At 60.7% G+C, this 22,037-nt stretch carries 13 protein-coding genes; 10 read left to right on the top strand and 3 right to left on the bottom strand.

What is annotated here, in order from left to right; translation table 11 throughout:
• The first annotated feature begins 55 nt into the window (after positions 1-55).
• The 6 genes from FJ979_RS13050 to FJ979_RS13025 all read left to right on the top strand — a co-directional run bounded on the left by FJ979_RS13050 (position 56) and on the right by FJ979_RS13025 (position 7,616).
• Positions 56-1,555, top strand: coding sequence for an aldehyde dehydrogenase family protein (locus tag FJ979_RS13050; RefSeq protein WP_140513567.1), 1,500 nt, complete (start codon positions 56-58; stop codon positions 1,553-1,555).
• A gap of 88 nt (positions 1,556-1,643) precedes the next feature.
• Positions 1,644-3,518, top strand: coding sequence for a helix-turn-helix domain-containing protein (locus FJ979_RS13045; protein WP_140498493.1), 1,875 nt, complete (start codon positions 1,644-1,646; stop codon positions 3,516-3,518).
• A gap of 112 nt (positions 3,519-3,630) precedes the next feature.
• Complete coding sequence (locus FJ979_RS13040) at positions 3,631-4,644, top strand: flavin reductase (protein WP_140498492.1); 1,014 nt, start codon at positions 3,631-3,633, stop codon at positions 4,642-4,644.
• Between the two features lie 4 nt (positions 4,645-4,648).
• Complete coding sequence (locus FJ979_RS13035; RefSeq protein WP_140581327.1) at positions 4,649-6,160, top strand: aldehyde dehydrogenase; 1,512 nt, start codon at positions 4,649-4,651, stop codon at positions 6,158-6,160.
• Positions 6,161-6,202: 42 nt separating this feature from the next.
• Positions 6,203-7,285, top strand: a complete 1,083-nt coding sequence (locus FJ979_RS13030; RefSeq protein WP_140498491.1) for an LLM class flavin-dependent oxidoreductase — start codon at positions 6,203-6,205, stop codon at positions 7,283-7,285.
• 16 nt (positions 7,286-7,301) lie between these two features.
• The gene (locus FJ979_RS13025) at positions 7,302-7,616 is read left to right on the top strand and encodes an NIPSNAP family protein (protein WP_140498490.1); all 315 of its coding nucleotides are present in this window, start codon (positions 7,302-7,304) and stop codon (positions 7,614-7,616) included.
• On the opposite strand, the gene FJ979_RS13020 is transcribed toward FJ979_RS13025, so the two are convergent.
• Complete coding sequence (locus FJ979_RS13020; protein WP_140581325.1) at positions 7,602-8,264, bottom strand: cysteine hydrolase; 663 nt, start codon at positions 8,262-8,264, stop codon at positions 7,602-7,604. The genes FJ979_RS13025 and FJ979_RS13020 overlap by 15 nt on opposite strands.
• A 221-nt stretch (positions 8,265-8,485) precedes the next feature.
• On the opposite strand from FJ979_RS13020, the gene FJ979_RS13015 reads away from it, so the two are divergent.
• From FJ979_RS13015 to proX, 3 genes are read left to right on the top strand one after another with little or no spacing between them, the layout of a single operon-like run.
• Entirely contained in the window at positions 8,486-9,679 is a 1,194-nt protein-coding gene (locus tag FJ979_RS13015; protein ID WP_140525291.1) for a glycine betaine/L-proline ABC transporter ATP-binding protein, read from the top strand.
• Between the two features lie 2 nt (positions 9,680-9,681).
• Positions 9,682-10,620 carry a proline/glycine betaine ABC transporter permease gene (locus tag FJ979_RS13010; protein WP_140498487.1) on the top strand — a complete coding sequence of 313 codons (939 nt, stop codon included), beginning with the start codon at positions 9,682-9,684 and terminating at the stop codon, positions 10,618-10,620.
• A 56-nt stretch (positions 10,621-10,676) separates the two neighbouring features.
• On the top strand, positions 10,677-11,729 hold the full coding sequence (proX, locus tag FJ979_RS13005) for a glycine betaine/L-proline ABC transporter substrate-binding protein ProX (RefSeq protein WP_224519139.1): 1,053 nt from the start codon (positions 10,677-10,679) through the stop codon (positions 11,727-11,729).
• A 285-nt stretch (positions 11,730-12,014) separates the two neighbouring features.
• Here proX and FJ979_RS13000 read toward each other — a convergent pair whose 3' ends face one another.
• Positions 12,015-13,724, bottom strand: coding sequence for an alkaline phosphatase D family protein (locus FJ979_RS13000; RefSeq protein WP_140567233.1), 1,710 nt, complete (start codon positions 13,722-13,724; stop codon positions 12,015-12,017).
• Complete coding sequence (locus tag FJ979_RS12995; protein WP_140581324.1) at positions 13,721-17,848, bottom strand: GMC oxidoreductase; 4,128 nt, start codon at positions 17,846-17,848, stop codon at positions 13,721-13,723. Before FJ979_RS12995 ends, FJ979_RS13000 begins: the two co-directional genes overlap by 4 nt.
• A 416-nt stretch (positions 17,849-18,264) precedes the next feature.
• Here FJ979_RS12995 and FJ979_RS12990 point away from each other — a divergent pair, with 416 nt between their 5' ends.
• Positions 18,265-22,017 carry an adenylate/guanylate cyclase domain-containing protein gene (locus FJ979_RS12990; protein WP_181168611.1) on the top strand — a complete coding sequence of 1,251 codons (3,753 nt, stop codon included), beginning with the start codon at positions 18,265-18,267 and terminating at the stop codon, positions 22,015-22,017.
• The last annotated feature ends 20 nt before the right edge of the window (positions 22,018-22,037 follow it).

The raw sequence follows: 22,037 nt of genomic DNA, 5'->3' as shown, positions 1-22,037 counted from the left end.
GGACGCCCTTGAACGAATCCGGGCAAGGCGCTTCCCGATACCTATGGAGAATTCGATGAACACACATGCTGATCAGTTCCGAATTGGAGAGAAGGCGGCGTCCTTTTTACGCCAGGAGAAAAAACTCCTTATCGATGGAAAATGGGTGCCGGCTCAGTCCGGGAAGATTTTCGACACATATGATCCGGGCACGGGACGCATAATTGCACAGGTTCCGGAGGGCGACGCCGCCGATATCGACAATGCCGTCAAAGCTGCGCGGCAGGCCTTTGAAGAAGGCCCATGGAGCCGCATCACGCCCAGCGAACGTGGACGTCTCATCTGGAAACTGGCGGATCTGCTGGAACAGAACGCCGATGAACTGGCCGAACTGGAGGTTCTCAACAATGGCAAGCCGCTTGCCAATGCCCGGAATTCCGACGTCACGCTCAGCGTGGATATGTTCCGCTACATGGCGGGCTGGGCGACCAAGATCACAGGCGAAACCATTTCGATCTCTGCGCCGGACAAGTACCATGCCTTCACGGTGCGCGAGCCGGTCGGCGTCGTCGGGCAGATCATTCCGTGGAATGCGCCACTGCTCATGCTGGCCTGGAAGGTAGCTCCGGCGCTGGCCACCGGCTGCACGATCGTGCTCAAGCCGGCGGAGCAGACGCCGCTGACGGCGCTGCGCTTCGGTGAACTGGTCCAGGAGGCCGGCATTCCCGCCGGCGTGATCAATATCGTGACCGGTTTTGGACCTACGGCGGGCGCAGCGATAGCCTCGCACCCCCAGATCGACAAGGTTGCCTTTACGGGTTCCAGCGAGATCGGCCGCGTCATCGTCAAGGCTGCCGCGGGCAATTTGAAGAAAGTGTCGCTCGAATTGGGAGGGAAGTCGCCCGTCATCGTCTTTCCCGATGCTGACATGTCGGTTGCCATTCCCGGTGTCACGCAGGGCATTTTTGCCAATAGCGGCCAGGTCTGCACCGCAGGATCGCGGCTGTTCGCCCACAAGAAGGTGTTCGACCAGATCGTGGATGGGATCGGCCAGCGGGCGGGGAACATCCGCGTTGGTCATGGCCTCAGCGAAGGCGTCCAGATGGGGCCGGTCATTTCCCCGGTCCAGTGCGACCGCGTCATGAGCTATATCGAGCAGGGCAGGAGCGCCGGTGCAACGGTGGCGTTTGGCGGCACGCGGATAGGCAATGAAGGCAACTTCATTGCGCCGACGGTGCTGACCGATACCCGACCCGACATGGCGGTGGTGCAGGAAGAGATTTTCGGTCCTGTCCTGTGCGCCATGAGCTTCGATGACGACGACCTGGAACAGATCGCGCGGCAGGCGAATGACAGCATCTTCGGACTAGCTGGCAGCGTCTGGACGCGGGACCTAAGCGTCGCCCACAAGATGGTACGGCGAATTCGCGCGGGCCGGATCGGGGTCAACGTACACGGCTCGGTGGACGCGGCGATACCCACCGGCGGCTTCAAGCAATCCGGCTGGGGCAGGGAACGGGGACAGGAAGGGCTGAACCTTTATACGGAGACCAAGTCGGTCATCATGTCGCTTTGAAGGCCTGCCAAACCTTTCGCGAACAGCCGGCAAGGTCGATCCTATCCATGCCGGCCATATGGCGGCGGCATGACCCCCGGTAACGAATATGACTGTGGCGCGCCATCGACCAGGAAGGCTATGTAACGATCGAGTACCGGCAAGCAGCGAGGTTCTGTTGAGCGCTTTGGATCGCCCGCTGTCACGCGTCCTGCGCGACGTGACCAGCCTCATCAATTCCAGCGTCGACCTCGAGACAACGCTGCAGCACCTTGTCGATGCGGCATGCCAGCACGATGCCTGGTCGATGGCGGCGGTGATGAGCATCGATCAGGCGGATGGCAATGCTGTGGTCGTGACCCGGCATGATCCTAGCCAGTTGACGAAGTCCTATCGCAACCGCTGGACGCTGGCGACAAGTCCATCCCTCATCGCGTTGACCCGCAATGATCCGGTGATCATTCGCGATGCCCAGGAGAGCATCGAATTTCCGGGCTATCGGGAAGAGGCAATCCAGCGCGGTTATCGCACTGTCGTGGTTTTGCCTCTGGGCTGCCGGGACATGGAAGACCGCGCGATGGTCTTGTCGGTGCAGTCGCGCGACGTTGTCGATCTGTCAGCGGCCGATCTCGCATTCCTGCAGACGATCGTCCATCTGGGCGCCATAGCCGTGGACAAGGCCCACAGGCTAAGGGCGGAACATGCTGCCGCCGCGCAACTCCAAAACGCACTTGCCGCGCATTCCTCCCTGATGCACCAGGTCCTGTCGGACGGTTCCGTCGCATCCGCGGCTTCCATGGTCGAAACCTTCCTGCCGAACGCAATCGTCGTGGTGGATCTGACTGCCAACCTGGTCGTTGCCGGACGTTCGCCCAAGCCGGACCTCATCGACACCGACCGCTGGCGCGAGGAGATGGACGATTGCATGAGCCGCCAGTTTCTCCGTCTTGCTCGCGATATCTCGGACCAGGCCGGGCTTGAAATGCGCAAGCTGTACCTGAACTGCGGCGGCCATCACCTCAACCTGCCGGCGGCGGTGGAGCCGTTGGTCGTGGATGGCAAGACGGTAGGGGCGCTGATCGTGTTTTCGCTCGACGCCAATTTCGGCGACCTCGATCATCTTCTTCTTCAGAGCGCTCGGTTCGCGCTCAGCGTCCAGTTGATGCGCAGCCATTTACGGTTCCAGACGGAATCGCAGACTTCCAGCGAATTGTTCATGGAAATCGTTTCCGGCAACTGGCGCAACGTGGACGATTTGACGGCGCGGGCGCGCCGGCTCGGCATTGACGTAAACGCCACCGCCAGGCTGGTCGCGATCGGCCTCCCGGAAACTGTGCCGGAAAAGGGCAAGACCATACCCGAACTGCACCGCTCCATCATGCGGCTCGCCGGCCAATTGGCGCCGCAGGCGACCGCCGCCGCATTGGGCGAGATCATTCTGTGCCGCATTCCCGACGCGCCCCGCGACGCGGACACGGTGGTCAAGACGTTTGTGCGCAAGCTGATCGAGGAAACGCAGTGGCTGATCGGCACCAAGCCGATCATCGTGGCGGGTAAGACCTGTTCGAGCATTCACGACTATCCCCAGGCATGGCTTGAATGCGAGCGCATGATCCGTCTTGCCGTCCGCTTCAACCGTACCGGGTTGCTTGCGCCCCAGGACTTCGGTCCTTTTCCGCTGCTGCTTTCGGCGGCCGACAGCAAGGAAGTGAGGTCGTTCGTGGATATCGCCATTGGCGCGGTCGTGCGTCACGACGAGGCGCATGCAACGGACTATATCAGGACCCTGACCGTCTTTCTGGAGCACGGTTGCCGCAGCCAGGCCTGCGCGGACGCGATGGAATTGCATGTTACTACGCTTCGTTATCGCCTGAACCGTATCCAGGAACTGTTTGGCATCGAGATCGATTCACCCGAACGTCGGTTCGCGCTTGAACTGGCAATACGCCTCAACGAGACCATTGCCCGGGAGCAACCTGTCTGATGCGGTCTCTGCTTCGTGTCCTAGGAGTCTGACTGCCGCCTCTCCTGCGTAGAGCAGGAAGACCCTCTCTCACGTCCCTTTATCCTTCCACCCTCCTGGAGAGGCAGGACGCATGACGGACAAGAGGGAAAAAGAGCTGAGCACGATCGATCCAGTGGAACTGCGGCGAACGTTCGGCACCTTCGTCACGGGCATCACGGTGGTGACGACGCGGGACGAAGATGGTTCGCCGCGCGGCATGACTGCGAATTCCTTCACCTCAGTCTCCCTTGAGCCGCCGCTGCTGCTCGTCTGCATAGGAAAGAGCGCCAGCAGCTTTCCGGCATTCAACACGGCCGAAGGCTTCGCCGTCAACGTACTGCACGAGCGCCAGAAGGAGGTGGCGAGCCTCTTCGCCTCGAAGTCACTCTCCAAGTTCGAGACGATAGCCCATACTACCGTGCATACGGGCTCGCCGGTGCTCACCGACAGCCTTACCTGGTTCGACTGCACGGTGCATGACCGTATCGAGGCGGGAGACCATGTGATCCTGATCGGCCGGGTGCGTGCTTTCGGCACCAGCCCTGCCGCTCCGCTAGGGTTTTGCCGGGGGCGCTATGTCTGCGTGGAAGACCCGATGCCGCCTGGCTGGACGCCTTCCCATCGCATGATCATCGGCTACCTGGTCGAGCATGACGGCCGCATCCTGCTGCGCGACGATGGCGCCGGAGGCTGGGAACTGCCGACGGCAACGCACCGTAAGCCGGGCGACATGCTCAGCTTCGAAGGCGGCGGCGTGGTTGCGCCGCTCACCAGCGATGCGTTTCTCTATTCGGTCTTCGATGTGGCCGACCAGCAGCCCGGTTATGTCGTTTACCGTGGCGCGCTCGCGGGCCCGCCCGGCGAAATTCCGGATTTGTCGCCGTCGCTGAGGTTCTTTGCCCATGAAGAGCTGCCTTGGGACAGCATTCCGATCAGGCAGATACGCGCAACGCTGCGCCGTTACCTGCATGAGCGCGCGGACTCTCGCTTCGGGATCTACGTCGATTCCAGCGATGGCGGCCGGGTGGCGATGATAGACGGCGCCCCGCGTCCGTGGCGGTCGCTTAACGGCTTGGCCGGCGACCGAGAAACCGCGAAGGGATGAGATGATGGACCTGACGCTGAAAATGATCGAAGGATCGCGCCAGGATCTTTTGATTGCCGGGGAGCGCGTCGCGCCGCGGTCCGGCCGCTACATGCCGAGCTACGATCCGACGAACGCGGCGCCTTGGTATGAGGTTGCCGACGCCGGGGCGGATGATGTCGACGCCGCCGTGCAGGCAGCCAAAAGAGCGTTTCACGATCCGGCCTGGCGCAGGCTGACGCAGACGGATCGCGGCAAGCTGCTGCGCCGGTTGGCCGATCTCATCGCGGAACACGCCGATGAACTCGCGGCCATCGAGACGCGTGACAACGGCAAGCTTCTGAAAGAGATGCGTGTGCAACTGCGCGCGGCGCCGGACAGCTATCTCTATTTCGCCGGAATGGCCGACAAGCTGCATGGCGAGACCATACCGGTCAATAAGCTCGATATGCTGAACTTCACGCTGCGCGAGCCCATCGGCGTGGTGGGCATGATCTCGCCGTGGAATTCACCGCTGATGCTGCTGACCGGCACGCTCGCACCCTGCCTGGCAATTGGCAATACGGTCGTGGTCAAGCCATCAGAGCATACTTCCGCGTCCACCCTTGCCCTCGCCGAACTGATTGCAAAAGCGGGCTTCCCGGCTGGCGTTTTCAATGTCGTTACCGGCAAGGGCGCCACGGCGGGCGAAGCGCTGACCTTGCATCCCGATGTCGCCAAGATCGCCTTCACAGGCAGTACGGCAACCGGCCGCCGCATCGCCGCCAACGCTGCCAGCCGACTTGTTTCGTGTCAGATGGAACTGGGCGGCAAGTCGCCTCATGTCGTATTCGCCGATACCGACATCGAGCGCGCGGTGAACGGCGTGGTTGCCGGCGTGTTCGCCGCTGCCGGGCAGACCTGTATCGCAGGCTCGCGCTGTTTCGTCGAAAAATCCATCTATGCCGCATTCGTAGAAAAGCTGGCGGATCGTACCAGGCGCGTGCGTATCGGCCATCCGACCGATGAGGCCACGGAAATCGGTCCGCTGGCGCTCGCTGCCCAACTCGACAAGGTCGAGCAGTATGTGGACTACGGCGTCGCCGATGGCGCGCGGCTGGTTGCCGGAGGCCACCGGCCGCGGCGGGACGACCTCCCCGGCGGCTGGTATTACGAGCCCACGGTTCTGGCGGATGCGCGCAACGACATGCGCTTCATGCGCGACGAAATTTTCGGGCCCGTCGTGGGCGTCGTGTCGTTCGACAATGAAAGCGAGCTGATTGGGCTTGCCAACGACACCCAGTATGGGCTGGCGGCGGGTGTCTGGACCCGCGACATCGACCGGGCGCTGCGCTTTGCGCGCAACGTTGATGCCGGCACGGTCTGGGTCAATACGTATCGCTCTGCTGCTTACATGTCGCCCTCCGGCGGGTTCAAGGAGAGCGGTTACGGCAAGCGCGGGGGCTTCGAGGTTATGCGCGAGTTCTCCCGCCTGAAGAATGTCGTCATCGACTACTCCGGCGCCACGCAGGACCCGTTCGTAATCCGTTTGCGCTGACGCTCATCCGACGGTTCCCTAATATTCGAAAAGGTCATTGCCATGAAATTTTCCGTTTCCCTGAACATGGAGAGGTTCAGTCCCGACAAGGATATGCGCCAGGTGGCGGCTGAGACGCTGGAACTGGTCCGTATGGCCGATGCCGGCGGCTTCGAGACCGCCTGGTCGCCCGAGCATCACACGATTGAATTCACGATCGCGCCCGGCCCGTTCCAGTTGCTGGTCTGGTGGGGAGCTCATACCGAACAGATCCGGCTTGGCACCGCCACCATCGTCGCGCCGTACTGGACCCCGATCCGTCTCGCGGGAGAGGCCGCACTTTGCGATCACCTGACGGGAGGGCGGCTGGAATTCGGCATCGCCCGCGGCGCCTATCAGTATGAATTTGACCGTATGGCGGGAGGCATCCCGCAACAGGAAGGCGGCGCCTACATGCAGGAACTGCTGCCGGCAGTCCAGAAATTATGGGCAGGCGACTACGCCCACGAGGGTAAGTATTACCACTTCCCGCTGGCAACCTCGGTGCCGAAGCCCTTGCAGCAACCCAACCCGCCCATCTGGGTGGCGGCGCGTGACCCCGGCACATTCGATTGGGCGGTGCGCAATGGCCACAACATCCTCTCCACGCCGTTGTCGCGGCCGGTCGCGGAAATCGGCATTCTCGGCGACAAGTTCAAGAAGGCGGTCCAGGATCATCCCGAAGTGCCGAGACCGCGGTTCATGATGCTGCGCCGCACTTGCGTGTATGAACGTCCCGAGGACTGGGAACTGCCGGTTCGCTACAGCTATCAATATGGGCGCAGCTTCGAGAACCTGTTCCAGAACATCGGCACGGTGAAGAACGGCTTTCCTGAAGCGGTTTCTTACGACACCGTTGGCAACAGCGGCGACTACGATCCGCGGTCGATCCGCGACAATCTCCTTTTCGGCACCCCGGACGAGGTGGTCGAAAAGCTGATGGTCTATGAAGCGGCGGGCGTAGACCAGTTCTGCCTCGGCCTCGCCTTCGACCTGCCGTTTGAGGTGCAGAAGAAATCGCTGGCGCTGTTCATCAAGGAAGTGATGCCCGTATTTGCGATGCGCGAGAAGGAAGCGGGCAGGGAAAAGTCGCGGGTGATCGCCTGATGGGAGCTGTCACGCCATGATTGTCGAGGAACGCATCTACAAGATAAGGGCCGGCCGTCTCGCCAGGTACATGCAGCTTATCAGCGAGGAAGGCCTTGCCATCCAGCAGCCGATCTTGGGGAACCTGATCGGCTATTTCCGCACCGAGATCGGACCTCTCAACCATGTCGTGCATCTATGGGGCTATAGCGACCTGAACGACCGCGCCGAGCGGCGTCAGCGGCTGGCCGAAGATCCCGCGTGGCGGGCGTTTACCGTCAAGCTCACCGAGAATATCGAAACGATGGAAAACCGAATCCTGATCCCGACCGATTTTTCACCGCTGCGGTAGGTTCAAGACCTCGCTTCCCGCTTGCCCGACCGCGAAAGAATTCAGGAGCCGGTCCGTGGTCATGACCCAGCCGTAGTTGCGTGCGAAAGCATCGAGCATGGCCTGCCGGCTGGGCGGATGGTTGGAAGAAACAGCATCCTCCACCACAATCGTGGGATAACCGAAATGCACGGCGTGACGGCAGCTATCTTCGACGCACATCTCCGCTACCGTGCCGACGAATACCAGACCGTCCACCGCAAGCAGCTTGAGCGTCTTGGCAAGATCCGTGGCATGAAAGGCGCTGAAATAGACCTTGTCCAGCACGATATCGCCATCCTGTGGCGCAAGCTCGTCAATCACCTCCGCGGCATCCCGCATGCCCTCGACATCGCCGTAGGAGCGCATGAAGCCTGGTACGCACGCATGGGTCGGCGCATCGGTCAGCTTGATCCAGGTCAGCTTGCCGGCGAGGGCCTGATACAGGGAGTCGGCAACGTATCGCGTGAATACCACCGGCTTGCCGTTGCCGCGAAACGCCGCAATGAGTCTGCCGATCGAAGGTATGGTTTCGCGCGCGGATGCAACCTCCATCGGCGCATGCCTGCGCACGAAATCGTTCTGCATGTCCACGACCATGAGGGCAGGGTTTTTAAGCGAAGCCAGCACGCCGTTTCTCCATACGGGCGCCCCGGATTATACCTATCCGGGTAGCGGAGAGCCTATACCATCGAACCCGCGAGCCGTATGCTTTCCTTCGTAGCACTGGGCTACGCGGGTATCCTGCCGAACGGGGGAAGACGGCGGGTGCAGTTCTATCTTCATTAATCGGGATCGTGGCTCTGGAATGTGCTGACTATCGTCCGCCAGGCCAGGAGTGGAGGACAGGTGTGACGGATCGCATAACGGTCGAGGGCGTGTACAAGATTTTCGGCAGATCGCCGGAATCGGCTTTGGCCATGCTGAAGTCTGGCGAGACAAAGGAAGCTGTGCTCCAGAAGACCGGGCAGGTCGTCGGCTTGAGCGACGTGTCGCTGTCCGTTCCCGTCGGTTCGATTTACATGATCATGGGCTTGTCCGGCTCCGGTAAGTCGACGCTTGCGCGATGCATCAATCGCCTCATCGAGCCGAATGCAGGGCGCATCCTTATCGATGGCGAGGAGATCACCGGCGCCAGCGAAGCGCGGCTGCGCGAAATCCGCCGGACGCGTATCTCCATGGTGTTCCAGCACTTCGGCCTGTTGCCGAACAGAACTGTGTTGGAGAATGCCGAGTTCGGCCTGAAACTGCGCGGTGTGCCAGCCGCCGCGCGCAGGAAGAAGGTGATGGAGGTGCTGGAGGTCGTCGGGCTGGCTTCGTGGGCAAATCATCTTCCCGGTACGCTGAGCGGCGGCATGCGTCAGCGCGTCGGATTGGCCCGCGCACTCGCCACGGATGCCGATGTCCTGATCATGGACGAGGCTTTCAGCGCGCTGGACCCACTCATCCGCAGCGAAATGCAGGACGAACTGCTGCGCCTGCACAGGACTTTCCACAAGACCATCCTATTCATCACGCATGATTTCCAGGAGGCGCTGAAGCTCGGAAGCAGGGTCGCCATTATGGCGGATGGAATGGTGATGCGCGAAGGCGTTCCGCAGGACATCGTGACCAAGCCCGGCAATGACTACGTCGCAGCCTTCACCCGCGACGTCAACCGGGCCCATCTGTTCGATGCGAGTTCCGTGATGGTGGAAAGCAGCCCGCTCCGGCTAGACGGACGTGCGTCCGGCGGCCGCGATGCCGATGGCGAACCGGTGTTCATCGTCGACGATTCGATGCAGGTCGTGGGTGTCGTCGGACCACGCCAGTTGCCACGCCTCGCCGATGGTTCGGCGATCCAATCATTGATGAGCAAGGACTATGAGACGGTATGCGGCACGGAAAAGCTGTCGGTGGTGGCCAGCCTGTGCCATCGAGACCGGCCGATAGCCGTTGTTGACGAGGGCGGCCGATATTTGGGGCGTGTCGATCCACTCCAGATCCTGTCCCGCATTGGCGCTCCGGCGGCGGCTTCCTCGCAATCCCGGGGAGCGGAGGCCTGATCATGCTGGATGTCGATAATCTCTATGTCATCCCGCTGGACCAGTGGATCCAGGTCGGCGTCCGCTGGCTGGCAATGCATTTCCGGCCGCTTTTCCAGACCATCAAGTGGCCCGTCGAGACCCTTCTGACCGCGATCGACCATGGACTCCATGCCATTCCGTTTCCAATCCTGATCGGGATCTTTGCCCTCATCGCATGGCGCTCCGCATCGCGTGGCGTGGCTATATTCACGCTGCTTTCGCTGACCCTGATTGCCTTCATGGGCCTGTGGGCGGAAGCGATTACCACCCTGTCGCTCATCGCCACGGCAATCGTGGTGTGCGTCATTCTTGGCATTCCAATCGGAATCCTGTGCGCGCGCCACGATCGCGCCTGGACCATCGTGCGGCCGGTGCTCGATGTCATGCAGACGACGCCCAGCTTCGTCTACCTGGTCCCGGTGGTCATGCTGTTCGGCGTCGGAACGGTGCCTGGGGCAGTCGCGGTCATCGTGGCGGCGATATCGCCGCTGATCCGCTTCACCAATCTCGGGATTCGTCTTGTCGACAAGGAGATGGTCGAGGCGGGGCGGGCCTTCGGTGCCACCGATCGCCAACTTCTCTGGGAAGTCCAACTTCCATTGGCCTTGCCAACCATTCTGGGCGGCCTCAACCAGACAGTACTGATGGCTATGGTCATGTCGGTGATCGTATCCATGATCGGGGCCGAAGGGCTCGGACTTGTGGTCCTGCAGGGGCTGGGACGTCTCGATGTCGGCATGGCTGCCGTCGGCGGCATCGCCATCGTCCTGCTAGCCATGATCCTCGATCGCATCACGCAGGGCCTGGCCAACCAGGACAAGGCCGGACCAACCCGGGGCATCCGGGCCGCCCTGGCTCAGTTGCTGCGTCCCAGAAATGAGGAAGCGGGGAGTTTCGAAACGAACCACCAGCAGGTTTGAACACCGTCTCGATCAGGCGGAACGACGCAACAAATATCACAACAAGGGGAGAATACATGTCGGCGAATTATCGATACCGCAAAGGGCTGAGACTGGCCTGCGCCATGGCTGTTGCAGCAACCATGATGGGTGGGCAGAGTTTTGCGCAGGATAAGCCTGGCGAAGGCAAGACCATTCGTTTCACGTCCTCCGACAGCCTGGGCGCCAACTATATTCAGGACCAGGTCCTGATAGCGGGCCTCGAGAAACTCGGTTACGACGTAAAGTTGTCGACCATGAACATGTCGGCGATCCTGCAGGCCATTTCGCAGGACGACCTCGACATGACCGGCGACATCAACTGGCCGCAGGCCGAGCCCGCCATCGCACAGATCTCGGATACGGTCGAACTGATCAATGAAGGCACGATCGCGGGCGGCGGCATCAACGGCTACATGATCGACAAGAAGACAGCCGAAGCCAACAACATCACCAATGTCTCGCAACTGAAGGACCCGAAGATCGCCGCCTTGTTCGACACCGACGGTGACGGAAAAGCCAATCTGGTGAATTGCGATCCCGCTTGGAAGTGCGGTGACGTCGTCGATTTCCAGGTCAAGGAGTTCGGCTTGAGCGATACGGTGCGCTCCATCCGCGCCAAATACGAGCCGCTGATCGGCGAGGTCTTTGCACGGGCCGACCGAGGAGAGCCGATCCTTCTTTACACCTGGAGCCCATCCTGGATCGTCTATCGGCTGAAGCCCGGCAAGGACGTGGTGTGGCTGCCGATCCCGTATGACGCTCTTCCCGAGGGCGTATCGAAACCGAAGACGCACGAGGTCAAGGACGTGGTTGGCTGTGCGGGGGGGCAGAACCCATGCCGCATGGCGGTTGGCCCATGGAACTGGCGCACGCTCGCCAACAAGAAGTTCCTGGCTGACAATCCGGCGGCCAAGAAATTCATCGAACAAGCGAAATGGTCGCTGGACATCTGGAGCCAGTGGGAAGGCGATCTGGGGGCCGGCAACAAGACCGACGCCGAGATCAAGAAGATCGCCAACGACTGGATTGCCGCAAATCAGTCGGAGTTCGATGGCTGGGTAAAGAATGCGGCTGCCGCCGGGAAATAATCCGGGCAGGCCTCTATCGTGGCCTGTTATCACAATGGTGGCGGACCCTGTCCGCCACCATTGTCGATTGAGGAGACCGATTGCCGGCCAAGCGTTTTCGCTTCATGGCGACGTTTCCTTATGGGGAGCGGCTACACAGGCTCATGCAAAGGGCAGGCGATCGTTTGGACATGCGGCCTCAGAGACGATTATCTCGGGATAAATAGCTGCCGCCGCGCCTGATCGAGCGCGGGCCGCTTGGTATAGTGAGAAAAACTGAGTGAAGCCTTATTTCACGCGCAGCTATTACTCTAGGTCGCGCGTGAAGGTTCCGTTCTCCTTGAGCCCCCCGCTGTCGTGGAACTTGACATCCAGACGCCAATGCGAACGGCGGCGGCATGTCGTTACAAGCGCGAAACCGTCGCCAGGGGCGAAACTTGTCTGCACCTCGCAACAATACGGCCCCTGCTCAGGATCGGGATCGGGAAAGCAAAAAGTCTCATTGGCCTGGAAATTGTCGGCAGTTCCGTTCGCAAACGGATATGGCGCGTACAGCGCCGAACTGTGGATACAATGCAGGATGCTCTGCTTGCCGGTTTTGCTGTTTGTTACACGAGCGGTGACCAGGCTGCTCACGTGCTCGTCACCAGACAGGAATACCAGTCCCTTTATTTCCTTGTTGCACACGAACCTGAGCAGTTTATGTAAGGAAAACGGGTATCCATCCCACGCGTCCGAACGCAAGGCACAAGTGGGGGCCTCGGCCACCTCCCGCCGCCGCGGCAGCACTGCCGAGGATGTGAGAACAAATTTGGGCATTTCGGTGTGTTCAGGCTTGGTAAGCCATTCACAAAGTTTGGCGAATTGCGTTGAACCCATGATCCGCGCTTCGCACCAGTTCGAAACCGTCCGTCCTTGACGTTCGGTGCGCGTGTCGCAAAGGAAGAATGGCATACCGTTGTGGGTTAAATCGTCTCGCCAGATGTGTGCCGGCAGGCGCTTTTCCAGCACCTCGGTCTTGCCACGTTCGTACCTGAAGTAAGCCAGCTTCCCAGGCTTTATGACGATATCATTCTTGCGCATCGCCGGGTCGGGGTCTTTTGCCCAATTGTCGCGAATCTCATGATCGTCCAGCATCATTTCAACCGCCATGTCCAAGCGCTGCATCACCGCCTTCACACCGCGGCTCTGGCCCCGGCGTTCGTAGGGTATTCGGAATCGGTCGTTGACTACCTTAGGGTCGAAAAGCCCTGCCGTAGCGTCGATATATACCTGATCGCCGGCCAGCAGCAGCAACGTTGGGGCGCCGGGTTTGCCCAGTAGATCGCCGAGCGCGAGCAGAGACGCATCCGCGGGCCCTCGTGTCGCATGCTGACCGTCGGGCATGTGGTCGAGGAAATCACTGGGGTATTGGCAACTTGCGAGAGCGAATGAAAGGTTCGATACCGCGCGGGCATCGCTCTTGTGCCGATGGCTTCTGTGCGACCTTCCAGGCCTGCCGACGATCAGGCCACCTCGCAAATCATCCAATGTGTCAGTCTCGAGCGCATACCGAATAGCCTCGGCGGCCCTCTTCACCGCGTTCTTGGCATGCGAACCTGTGTCGAGGATTTCAGGTGGTGATCCCGCCGCGTCGGGCAGTTTCGGTAACCGAGCCAAGCCGCCAATACCCTGCGCCTGAACGTACAGGAGCAAGACCAGTACCTGCTGCGCTTCAGGCCACTCATGGAGCGGAACTTCAAATACGTAAGGAGATGCGGGTTGCTTAATATAGTAATGCGGAAGACTATTATAGAGGCTATCGTCCCTCTGTCCTTTCTCGTCGCCGCGGCTCGTAACCGGCGGACCGATCATGTGCAGGCGGTCGCCCTTTGCGTAGACGGGAACAATGAAAGCTGCATGAGGCAAGCCCCGCCCTCCGCTATCGGCCGCTTGCACCAGGATCTTGCCCGCCTCGACCTCTACGCGCACCCCGAAGGCGGGCGCCCTGGCTTCAGAGGGGAGAGAATGCGTCATGGCTTGTCCTCCAAGGGGCCCGGCATATCGGAGATATCCGGCATTCCGAGGTATTTCGCTATAACGCCGCAGATCGACGAGGCGTCTTTGCCGATCAGGCAATCCTGATGACCGTGGCCGGCAATGCACCAGGTCAGGTAGGACGGTTGGCCGAGCGCCAGGAACTGGCCGCTTTTGTCAATAAGATCCCTGATTTCTTCCTCCGATTGCACCGCCTCGACCGCATGCAGAGATGAGTTCAAATGCGGCACGCCGGCCCCTTTGAGCATATTTCGCATCAGTCTTAGCGTTGAGGGGGCGACCAAACCGTTTTCCGCTCCATGGATCGACATCATCGGGAACTTCAGTCGATCCCTCACCCGGTCCGGCAGCACATAGCGATTTATGCCGGCGCGATCGGTCACGGTGTTGAAGCCAGCAAAATGTATGACCTGCGAGACTGTCTCGACGCTGAGCGGGCCGAAGAAATCGTCGATGTGGTCGAGTACGAGGTCAGAGAGATTGTTGAGCGAGAAGGTGCGTGCATAGAGCGCGTCCATCCGATGTCTTGTGCCGACCCAAGGCGTCGCTTTGCCTGGGGGCCAGAGGGGATTCTCGCGCCGATACTCGTCGGACGGCAGCCACATTGCCGAGAGCGCTCTGTCGAGCAATTGACCGGCGAGCGAGATATCGCCATGCGGACTAAACACATAGTCTTCAAGTTGAAGAAAATAACGTACATATCGCATCACATATGCGGCGAGCACATTTGCCGAACTCAACAGCATTGCCGGGCCGACTTGCGAAAACACCACGCGCCCGATCTTATTGTGCAAATTCCTTCGATCATGCTCGCCAAGCACTGCCATGCTGAACATTGCCGCGCCCATGCAATGGCAGACGACATCGAGCCTTTCCTGCCCTGTCGCAGCCAGCACGTGTTGGACGGCGATCGGAATGTCATTCTCCGCCATCTCCTCAAAAGACCAACCGCCTGTGGCGGTAGTCAGGCCTGAACTCGATCGCATATCGAGCACCCAGACATCGCGCCCAGCATCACACAGCGATTGAGCGAGGTTGCCGGGTACGGCAGCATGAGCAAATGTGGTGCCGCTCGCACTGTAACCATGGATGAGCAAGACGGGGCGTTTCGGGACGCCCTTCTCGATACTGCCGTCATAGCGGGCCAGGCGAATGCGGATCGGCGGGCTGAGCTGACCTTTCAAGGTCAACCAGTCGATTTGGGGCGCAGGTAAGCCCGGCACCGCCCCGGGCAGCCGTTGTGGTTCACGCGCAGATGGCGGGTCGGGGCGGCGAAAACTCAGTGCATGTATCTGAAGCACGACGCGAAAACCGTAGAGTATGAAAGAGGCCAGATCTGCCAGTGCCGCGACACGGTCTTGCTGCCCCACTATCCGCAGCAGAGGCACCGATTGCCGCGCCAGGTATCGTTTGTTTAGCTCCAGCGACGGTAGCTTCTTGCTAATGACGGTCTTGCTCATCTGCGGGAAAACTTCGACCGACATCTCCATCAATTGCTGCCAAGGGCTGGCGCCGCGCGCATAGGTGAGGCGCTTAACCGCTCTGATTTTCTTCTGCGTGAACAGAGAGCTTTCGAACCTCGCGCCCGTGCCGAGATCTTCCGGCTCGACAACCTTGTCGATGTGCAAATCGTATTCGATCAGGCGGACCCCGCCCGCACGCGAGCACAGGTGCAGAATGTCGAGCAGTCTGAGATGGGATGCCCCTCCGCTAGGCGGCGTGAAACGCAACCATTCCTGGCCCTGGCGGACCAAGCGGTAAGCAAAGTCGCGCATCCCGCGGTTGAGCGCCCACGCAAGGATAGCGCGCAGCATTCGGGGCACGGGGCGCGATTTTTCCAGATCGAACAGGTGGAGCGATCCCGAGATCTCCGCCTCGAGCGCAACATGGCTTTCATAGGCCTGATCTGCAATGGGGTCGAACTCCTTTCCTGCACGCAGAATGCGCAGCCGACCATGGGCAATCGGCAAACACCGTCCACGGGGCGTTTGCAGCGCGTAGAGATCGGTGAGCACCACCGGCTTGGTGGTTAGCGTCAGTTCGACCATGTGTGGTTTCACACCGTTGCCGCGCATAGCCAGAGGGACCTTGCCGCGCACCTGTTCGGTCAGTTCGATGCTGGTAGGCGTAGGCGCAGGGTTCGTCCGCGGCGTGGAATATATCGGCCGCGTTTCGCCACGAGAGTTCCCAGGCAAGGGTGCATTGATCAAACGGCCGCCACTGAGTTGCCATTCCTCCTTGAGCTCGGTGATCGCTCGCAATGCCAGAACGGCTATGGTCAAGGCGGGATTGATGCCCAGCGACGTGGGCACGACCGAGCCATCGAGCACGATCAACCCTTCGTGAGTGCGTCTGAGGCCGACCGCGGCGGCATCGAACACGCGGCCGCAATGATCGGTCACGCCTTGGCGAACGTCGTCACCCATGGCGCAGCCCCCAAGGGGATGCACCGTCAGCAGCGGCCCGCGTTGGCGACCGAACACGGCTTCGAGCCTGTCGGACAAAGGTCGCCACAACAGGTTGTTCACCAGCCGTCCGCCCAATCCAGACTCTCGAAGCAACTTGCCAAGGCGCGCATGATGGTTCTCCAGCCGGGGGTCCAGTCGCAACTCCGGCCAGCGCACCGTGAGCATCCCGTCGGCGAGCATTTTTTCAGGATCGTCTTGCTTCTCATCGGCGCTGTTTTGCATCGAGGGCCCTAGCGCCAGTGCTCCCTCCGCGTCGTCGCGGCCGATCATAGCCAACACCAGGGAGTTGGTGATGGCGGCTGGATTGACGGCTGCATCGTCTGCCCGTGAAGGATTCGGCTCATGCTTCGCCCAGTCGCCATCGGCGACGCGATTGAGCACATCGAATGTGGTGGCGCTTTCCTCAAATAAGCGGCGCAGCGGTCCCGGTACGGCAAGATCCTGGATCACCAGGTCAGTAGCCGCGTTGCCGTCGCGCAGATCGATCATTGCGGTTATTGTCGGGCCGACCGCGCGACCGCAATCCTCGCTTTTGGTGTTTGGGGCCGGATCCTCGGTTTCATCAGCGACGCCATTCACCCTTGCCGCCAAATCATGGGCAACGACGAGCATGTCACCATTGGCGGAGAACTTGCCTCCCAGCTGATCGGAGAACTTTATCCCGCGGATTTGCGAGCGCATCAAAATTTCCGTCGAGCCGAATGTGCCTGCTGCAAGGATCACGCGCCTCGCCAGCAGCGCGAACGGGTTCCGCTGGTTGTCGCGTAGATGGCCATCGGTGTGATTGACGTCCAACTGCCATCCTTCGCCCGCGCGCAAAACGCGCAAGACGGTGGCGCCAGTGACGATTCGTACTCCGCTTTGTCGAGCCAGCCGCAACAAATTCAGGTCGAGGGATTCTTTGGCATTGTAGTTGCAACCAGTGGCGCAGTCGCCGCAACGGCGACATTCGCTCATCGCGACCCCGGCGTGGTTGGTGTGGCAATCGGAAGCGACGGTTATGTGAGCGGGTCGTGCTTTGCCACCAGCCAAATTTCTAATTGCTTCGGACTTGGCCAGGAAAGGCTTGGTGACACGTATCGGCTTGGCTCCCAGCCAATCGCCCAGCCGTTTAGCCGTCTCTGTGAGCGTCGTATCTCTGCGGATTTTGGTGGGCCAGCGTGCTTCCCGGAAAATCTCCGGCAGCGGCATCTCCATCACGCCGGCGTTGATTAATGAGCCTCCACCCAAGCCACACGCGACGAGAGCTACCGCGTCGTCGCTGCAGCGCAAGTCGTAAAGACCATCGAACACGCCGCGTTGGCGTTTCGCAAAGGGGGTGGCAAAGCGGACGTGGCCACCCAGATCGGCCAATCGCGAAGGGAACATTCCGGCCAGGTACTCCTTGCCGCGTTCCAGTACGCAGATTTTTAAAGATTGGCCTTGCACATCCTTGCAGGCGCTCAATTCGGCGGCAGCCACCGAGCCGCCATAGCCGCTGCCAACGATGGCAACATCAAAGTCATATCCGCCCTTGACGGTTGTCCTTTCCCTATCGGCGATCTGCGGAAAATCGTGGACCAATGTCTCGAGTCGGTGCGAGAGCCAAGCCGTCGCACGTGGCGGCTCCGGCGCTGCCTTGATGTGTACAGGCAATGCGTCCTCCCTAATTTAGATATCAATCATATACGAAATTTGGTGTAACGTCAGGAAGTCACGCAATCTATCGGGGCGATATTCATTCCCTTTAGGAAGTGCGCGGTCGGCGGTGCTTTTCTCTGCCCTGAAACCATGGGCACGGCTGCGGGAAGGAACCCATGGAGGGTACTTGCGAGCTACTTGAGAGTTTTCTGCCGCTGGAATTACTCGGTAGAATTCACGCACTTCGAGCGGATGGCCCAGTAGCCGTCGAATTCCCGGCTGCAGTGGTGTTTGTCGATGTGTCCAGATACACGGCCTTGGTCGAGCAACTAGCACGACGGGGGCAAGAAGGACTTGAAAGAATCCCGAGCCTGCTTAGTCACTCCTACGCGCGATGCGTGGAGCAAGTATACAATCGTGGAGGCGAGATTTTGTACCTCGCTGGCGACGAACTGCTAGCCTACTGGTCGGCGGATGTCCGCGGACTTGAAAGCGCGGTGCGAGCGGCGACAGCCTGTGCCAAGGCAATCTGCGGCGGCCAGAACGAGCGTTTGGAGAACGGAACAGCTGAAATCGCACCCGCGCTGCATGTTGGAGTAGGGGCGGGGCCCCTCTGGGCGGCGGCTTTGGGCGGCCAGCCGGTCTGGACGCTCTTTGCAGGGGGAGATGCCATCATGCAGGCCGCTCAGTCCCAAGCGGCTGCGCGCCGATGGGAATATGTACTTTCCGACAAAGCCAACTTGGCCCTTGCGCAGCCGTCTCAATCGCGGCGCAGTCGGCCTACGCTGGCTTCTCCGCCTCCGGACTGGCTGGCAAGGTTTTTGCCTTTGCAGCTCAGGGACCTGCTGTCCGAAGCCGACTTGCGCTCAGTTGCCGCGGACAGCGCCGTTGCCATCCGTTCCGAAGAAGATCGTCCAACGACCGCCCGCTTAGACGCCCTGGCGGAGATTAGGCCGATCACCGCCCTTTTCGCGCGAATTGCCGGACTTGACCATCGTCAACCTCAGGCGCTTGCGCGCTATCAATTGCTATGCGCGACCCTCCAGGAGGATCTGCGTTCGCGCGGTGGGCCGGCCGGCGAGTTGCTCTTCGACGACAAAGGTCTGATTTTCTTTGCGACGTTCGGAGCGCGAGGCAGTTTCCACCGCGACGATCCTTGCCGTGCCGTCGATGCTGCTCGCGCGATCCGTCTGACGGCCCAACGCTTGGGCCTCTCCGCGTCGATGGGCGTGGCTACCGGCGATGCGCTTTTTAGTGTTGTCGGAAGCGCACGCCGGCGCCAGCTGATGGTGATCGGCGCGCCCGTGAATCGGGCGGCGCGGCTTATGACGGCGGCATCGGCAAACGTTCTCTGCGATGCACCAACAGAGCGAGCCAGCCGGACGGCGTTTTGGTTCGAAGAACACGGCACGTTGCAACTGGACGGACTTGGGGACATGGCAACGGTATTTTGTCCCATGGATCCGCGCGCCCCGGTCCAACCTCTTAGTCCGCTGATTGGTCGGCAGAGCGAGCTGGAGTTCCTGAAACGTACGTTCGAGGAGACCCGCCGTGGAGGCAGGCGTTTGCTCGTTGTCTTGGGTGAGTCGGGCATTGGAAAAACCGCTTTGATCAGAGCTTTCACGGACGAACTGCGCTCAACCGCAATCGAGGTTTTGACCGCGCGCGCCGAACGTGACGATCGCCGGACATCGCTCCTGCCATGGCGGCGGGTGCTTGTGTCCCTTCTCGGCCTACCGTCCGACAGCGATGGATTTGCGGTGCTTGATGTCGTCACACAACGGGTTCAAGGCAACTCGCCGCTCGTTGGGCGACTGCCCTTGCTAGGTGATGTTCTGAGCATCGAAATTCCCCAAAACGACGGGACGCGACATCTGGAGGGACCTCATCGCGCTGATGCCACCATGCGTCTTTTGGGTGATCTCATGGATAACTTGGCACCGCGCCCGTTGGCATTGGTCCTGGAGGACAGTCAGTGGCTGGATTCGGCATCGTGGCGCCTCGTCGAGTGGGTTCTCTCATCTCTGTCCTCGTTGCTTCTGGTCCTGTGCGTACGCTCGGACGAAGTTCCGGAGGAGTTAAAAAACCTACGAAGGCGAGCCGAGGCCACAAGAAGGAATACATCCGGAACGGAACCTGACGATCCCGCGCGCCTGTGTCGTATCCTGGATCTTGAGGAACTCAGCGAGGCGTCGATTTGCGAACTGGTCGCCCGCACGCTCGGGGATGTGCCCCCACATGGCGAACTGGCGCGCCGGGTCTCGGCCTTAGCCGGTGGCAATCCGTTTTTCGCCGAGGAGATAGCGCTGACATTAAAGAGCCAGGGGCTCATCGCCATACGCGATGGTTTGTGGTGTCCGATCCGCCCGCTCGAGAGCCTTCGATATTTCGAAGGTGTCGATCGGGTCATTCGGGAGCGCGTTGATCGATTGGAGACCTCAGTCCAGCACGTTCTCAGGGCTGCGGCCGTGATCGGGCGTTCATTTACCGGCGAGGCCCTGGCGACGTTGCTCGAGGGCGAGTTGGATCACGACGGTGTGGGTGCAGCTGTCGAGTCGCTCGTGGCGGCGCATCTCGTGCGTCAGGGCACTGGATCAGGGAACTACGAGTTCCGTCATGATCAAATCCGAGACGTCGTTTATGGCTCAATTCCCAGTGAAGTGCGACAGCGACTTCATGCAGCTCTGGCCGCTTGGATCGAGTCGAGCCAGTCGGCCGCCATGGGCGCGGATGTCGCGGCCCTCGTTCAGCATTTTGAGGCCGCCGGAAACAATTTCAAGGCAGTTGGATATGCCAATTTGGCAGCAATCAAGGCGCTGCAGGTCGGTGCGTTTCGAGAGGTCGAGGCGTTTCTGGAAATCTGCTTGAGATACGAGTCGAAGCAGCCTTGGAGTGCTGAGCAAAGACTTCAGTCGGTGCGTTGGCGCAGGCAGCTCGGCGAGGCCCATTACAGTCGTGGCGACCTCCATGCTCAGGGCATTTCGGTGAGGCGCGCCCTCACCTTGGCGGGCACGCCGGTTCCACGTTCCTCGGCAGCCCTTTTGATGCGGCTGCTTGGGGGTGGAATGCGGCTCGCGTTCCAACAAGTGTTCCCTCCTTCGCTATGGTCAACTCAGGGTGGTGTGCTGGACTCCTGGGAGCGAGAACTAGCTCGCTGCTTTAACCAGGCGGCGGTCGTGGACTATTTCGAGCTTCGCTTTTCGCGAGCGTTTTCCCACACCGTCGCGGCTGTCGCCCATGCGGAGCGCACGGGGCTCACCATGGAGATGGTGATCGCGTCCGCCCAACTGGCATGCGGGCTGGGAATTCTGGGGCGCCGGCGCGCTTGCAACTACTTCATGGCAAGGGCAGAACGGGTGGTGACTGCGCTCGCCGATCCAGCGGTCCATGCCCACCTGTGTAATCTCGATGCGCTCTGGCGCATCGGCCGCTGCGACTGGCTGATGGTAGATCGTCGTCTGGATCAGTCTCAAGAGCTGTGTCTAAAGGCGGGCGATCAACTAAGTTGGTGCAACGCCCAGGCCATGCGCTTCTGGTCAATGTACTACCGCGGTGAATCGGGTGCGCTGGAGTACACCGCCCAAGCGCTGCTCTCCCGCGCACAGAACAGCGGAAACCTCCAGCAAGAGATTTGGGCGCTCCGATGCAAGTCGTTGTGTGTGCTCCACACGGATAGCCCCCGTGAAGCGGTCGACATCCTTCGGCTGACCACGTCCGCTATGGCCGGATCCGCTGATCTCGCCGACTTGGTCTCCGCCAAAGGGTCGCTTGCGCTCGCGCTTGCACGGGTCGGGCTCCATGCTGAGAGCCTTCGGGCTGTGGTCGAGACGCTACGCCTGCTGCGCGAGATGCGTCGGCCGACTGTGCACAGCACACTGCCCGGCATTGCCGGCGTGTGCGAAGTGCTTCTGCGCGGCAGGGAGGCAGGCCTCTCGCGCGAGTACGACCAGTGGCGCCACTGGGAGCGCCAAGCGCTGCATGAGCTCAAGCGCTACCGCCGCGCGTTTCCTGTCGGCACCGCCCAATATGGGCTGTGGGTCGGCGTGGCCCATTGGCTGGACGGACGCGGTGACCGCGCCGTCTCTACTTGGCGGCAAGCACTCGCGGCTGCGCGGCGCCTCTCGTTACGCAGGGATCAGTCGATCATTGCGGCCGAGCTGAGGCGCCGGCAAGACAAGACCTAAGATACTCTCCTGCGTTGGAG

The organism is Mesorhizobium sp. B1-1-6 (genome assembly GCF_006443035.1).
In the GTDB taxonomy this organism is placed as follows: Bacteria; Pseudomonadota; Alphaproteobacteria; order Rhizobiales; family Rhizobiaceae; genus Mesorhizobium.
This window is presented reverse-complemented; position numbering and strand designations above follow the sequence as displayed.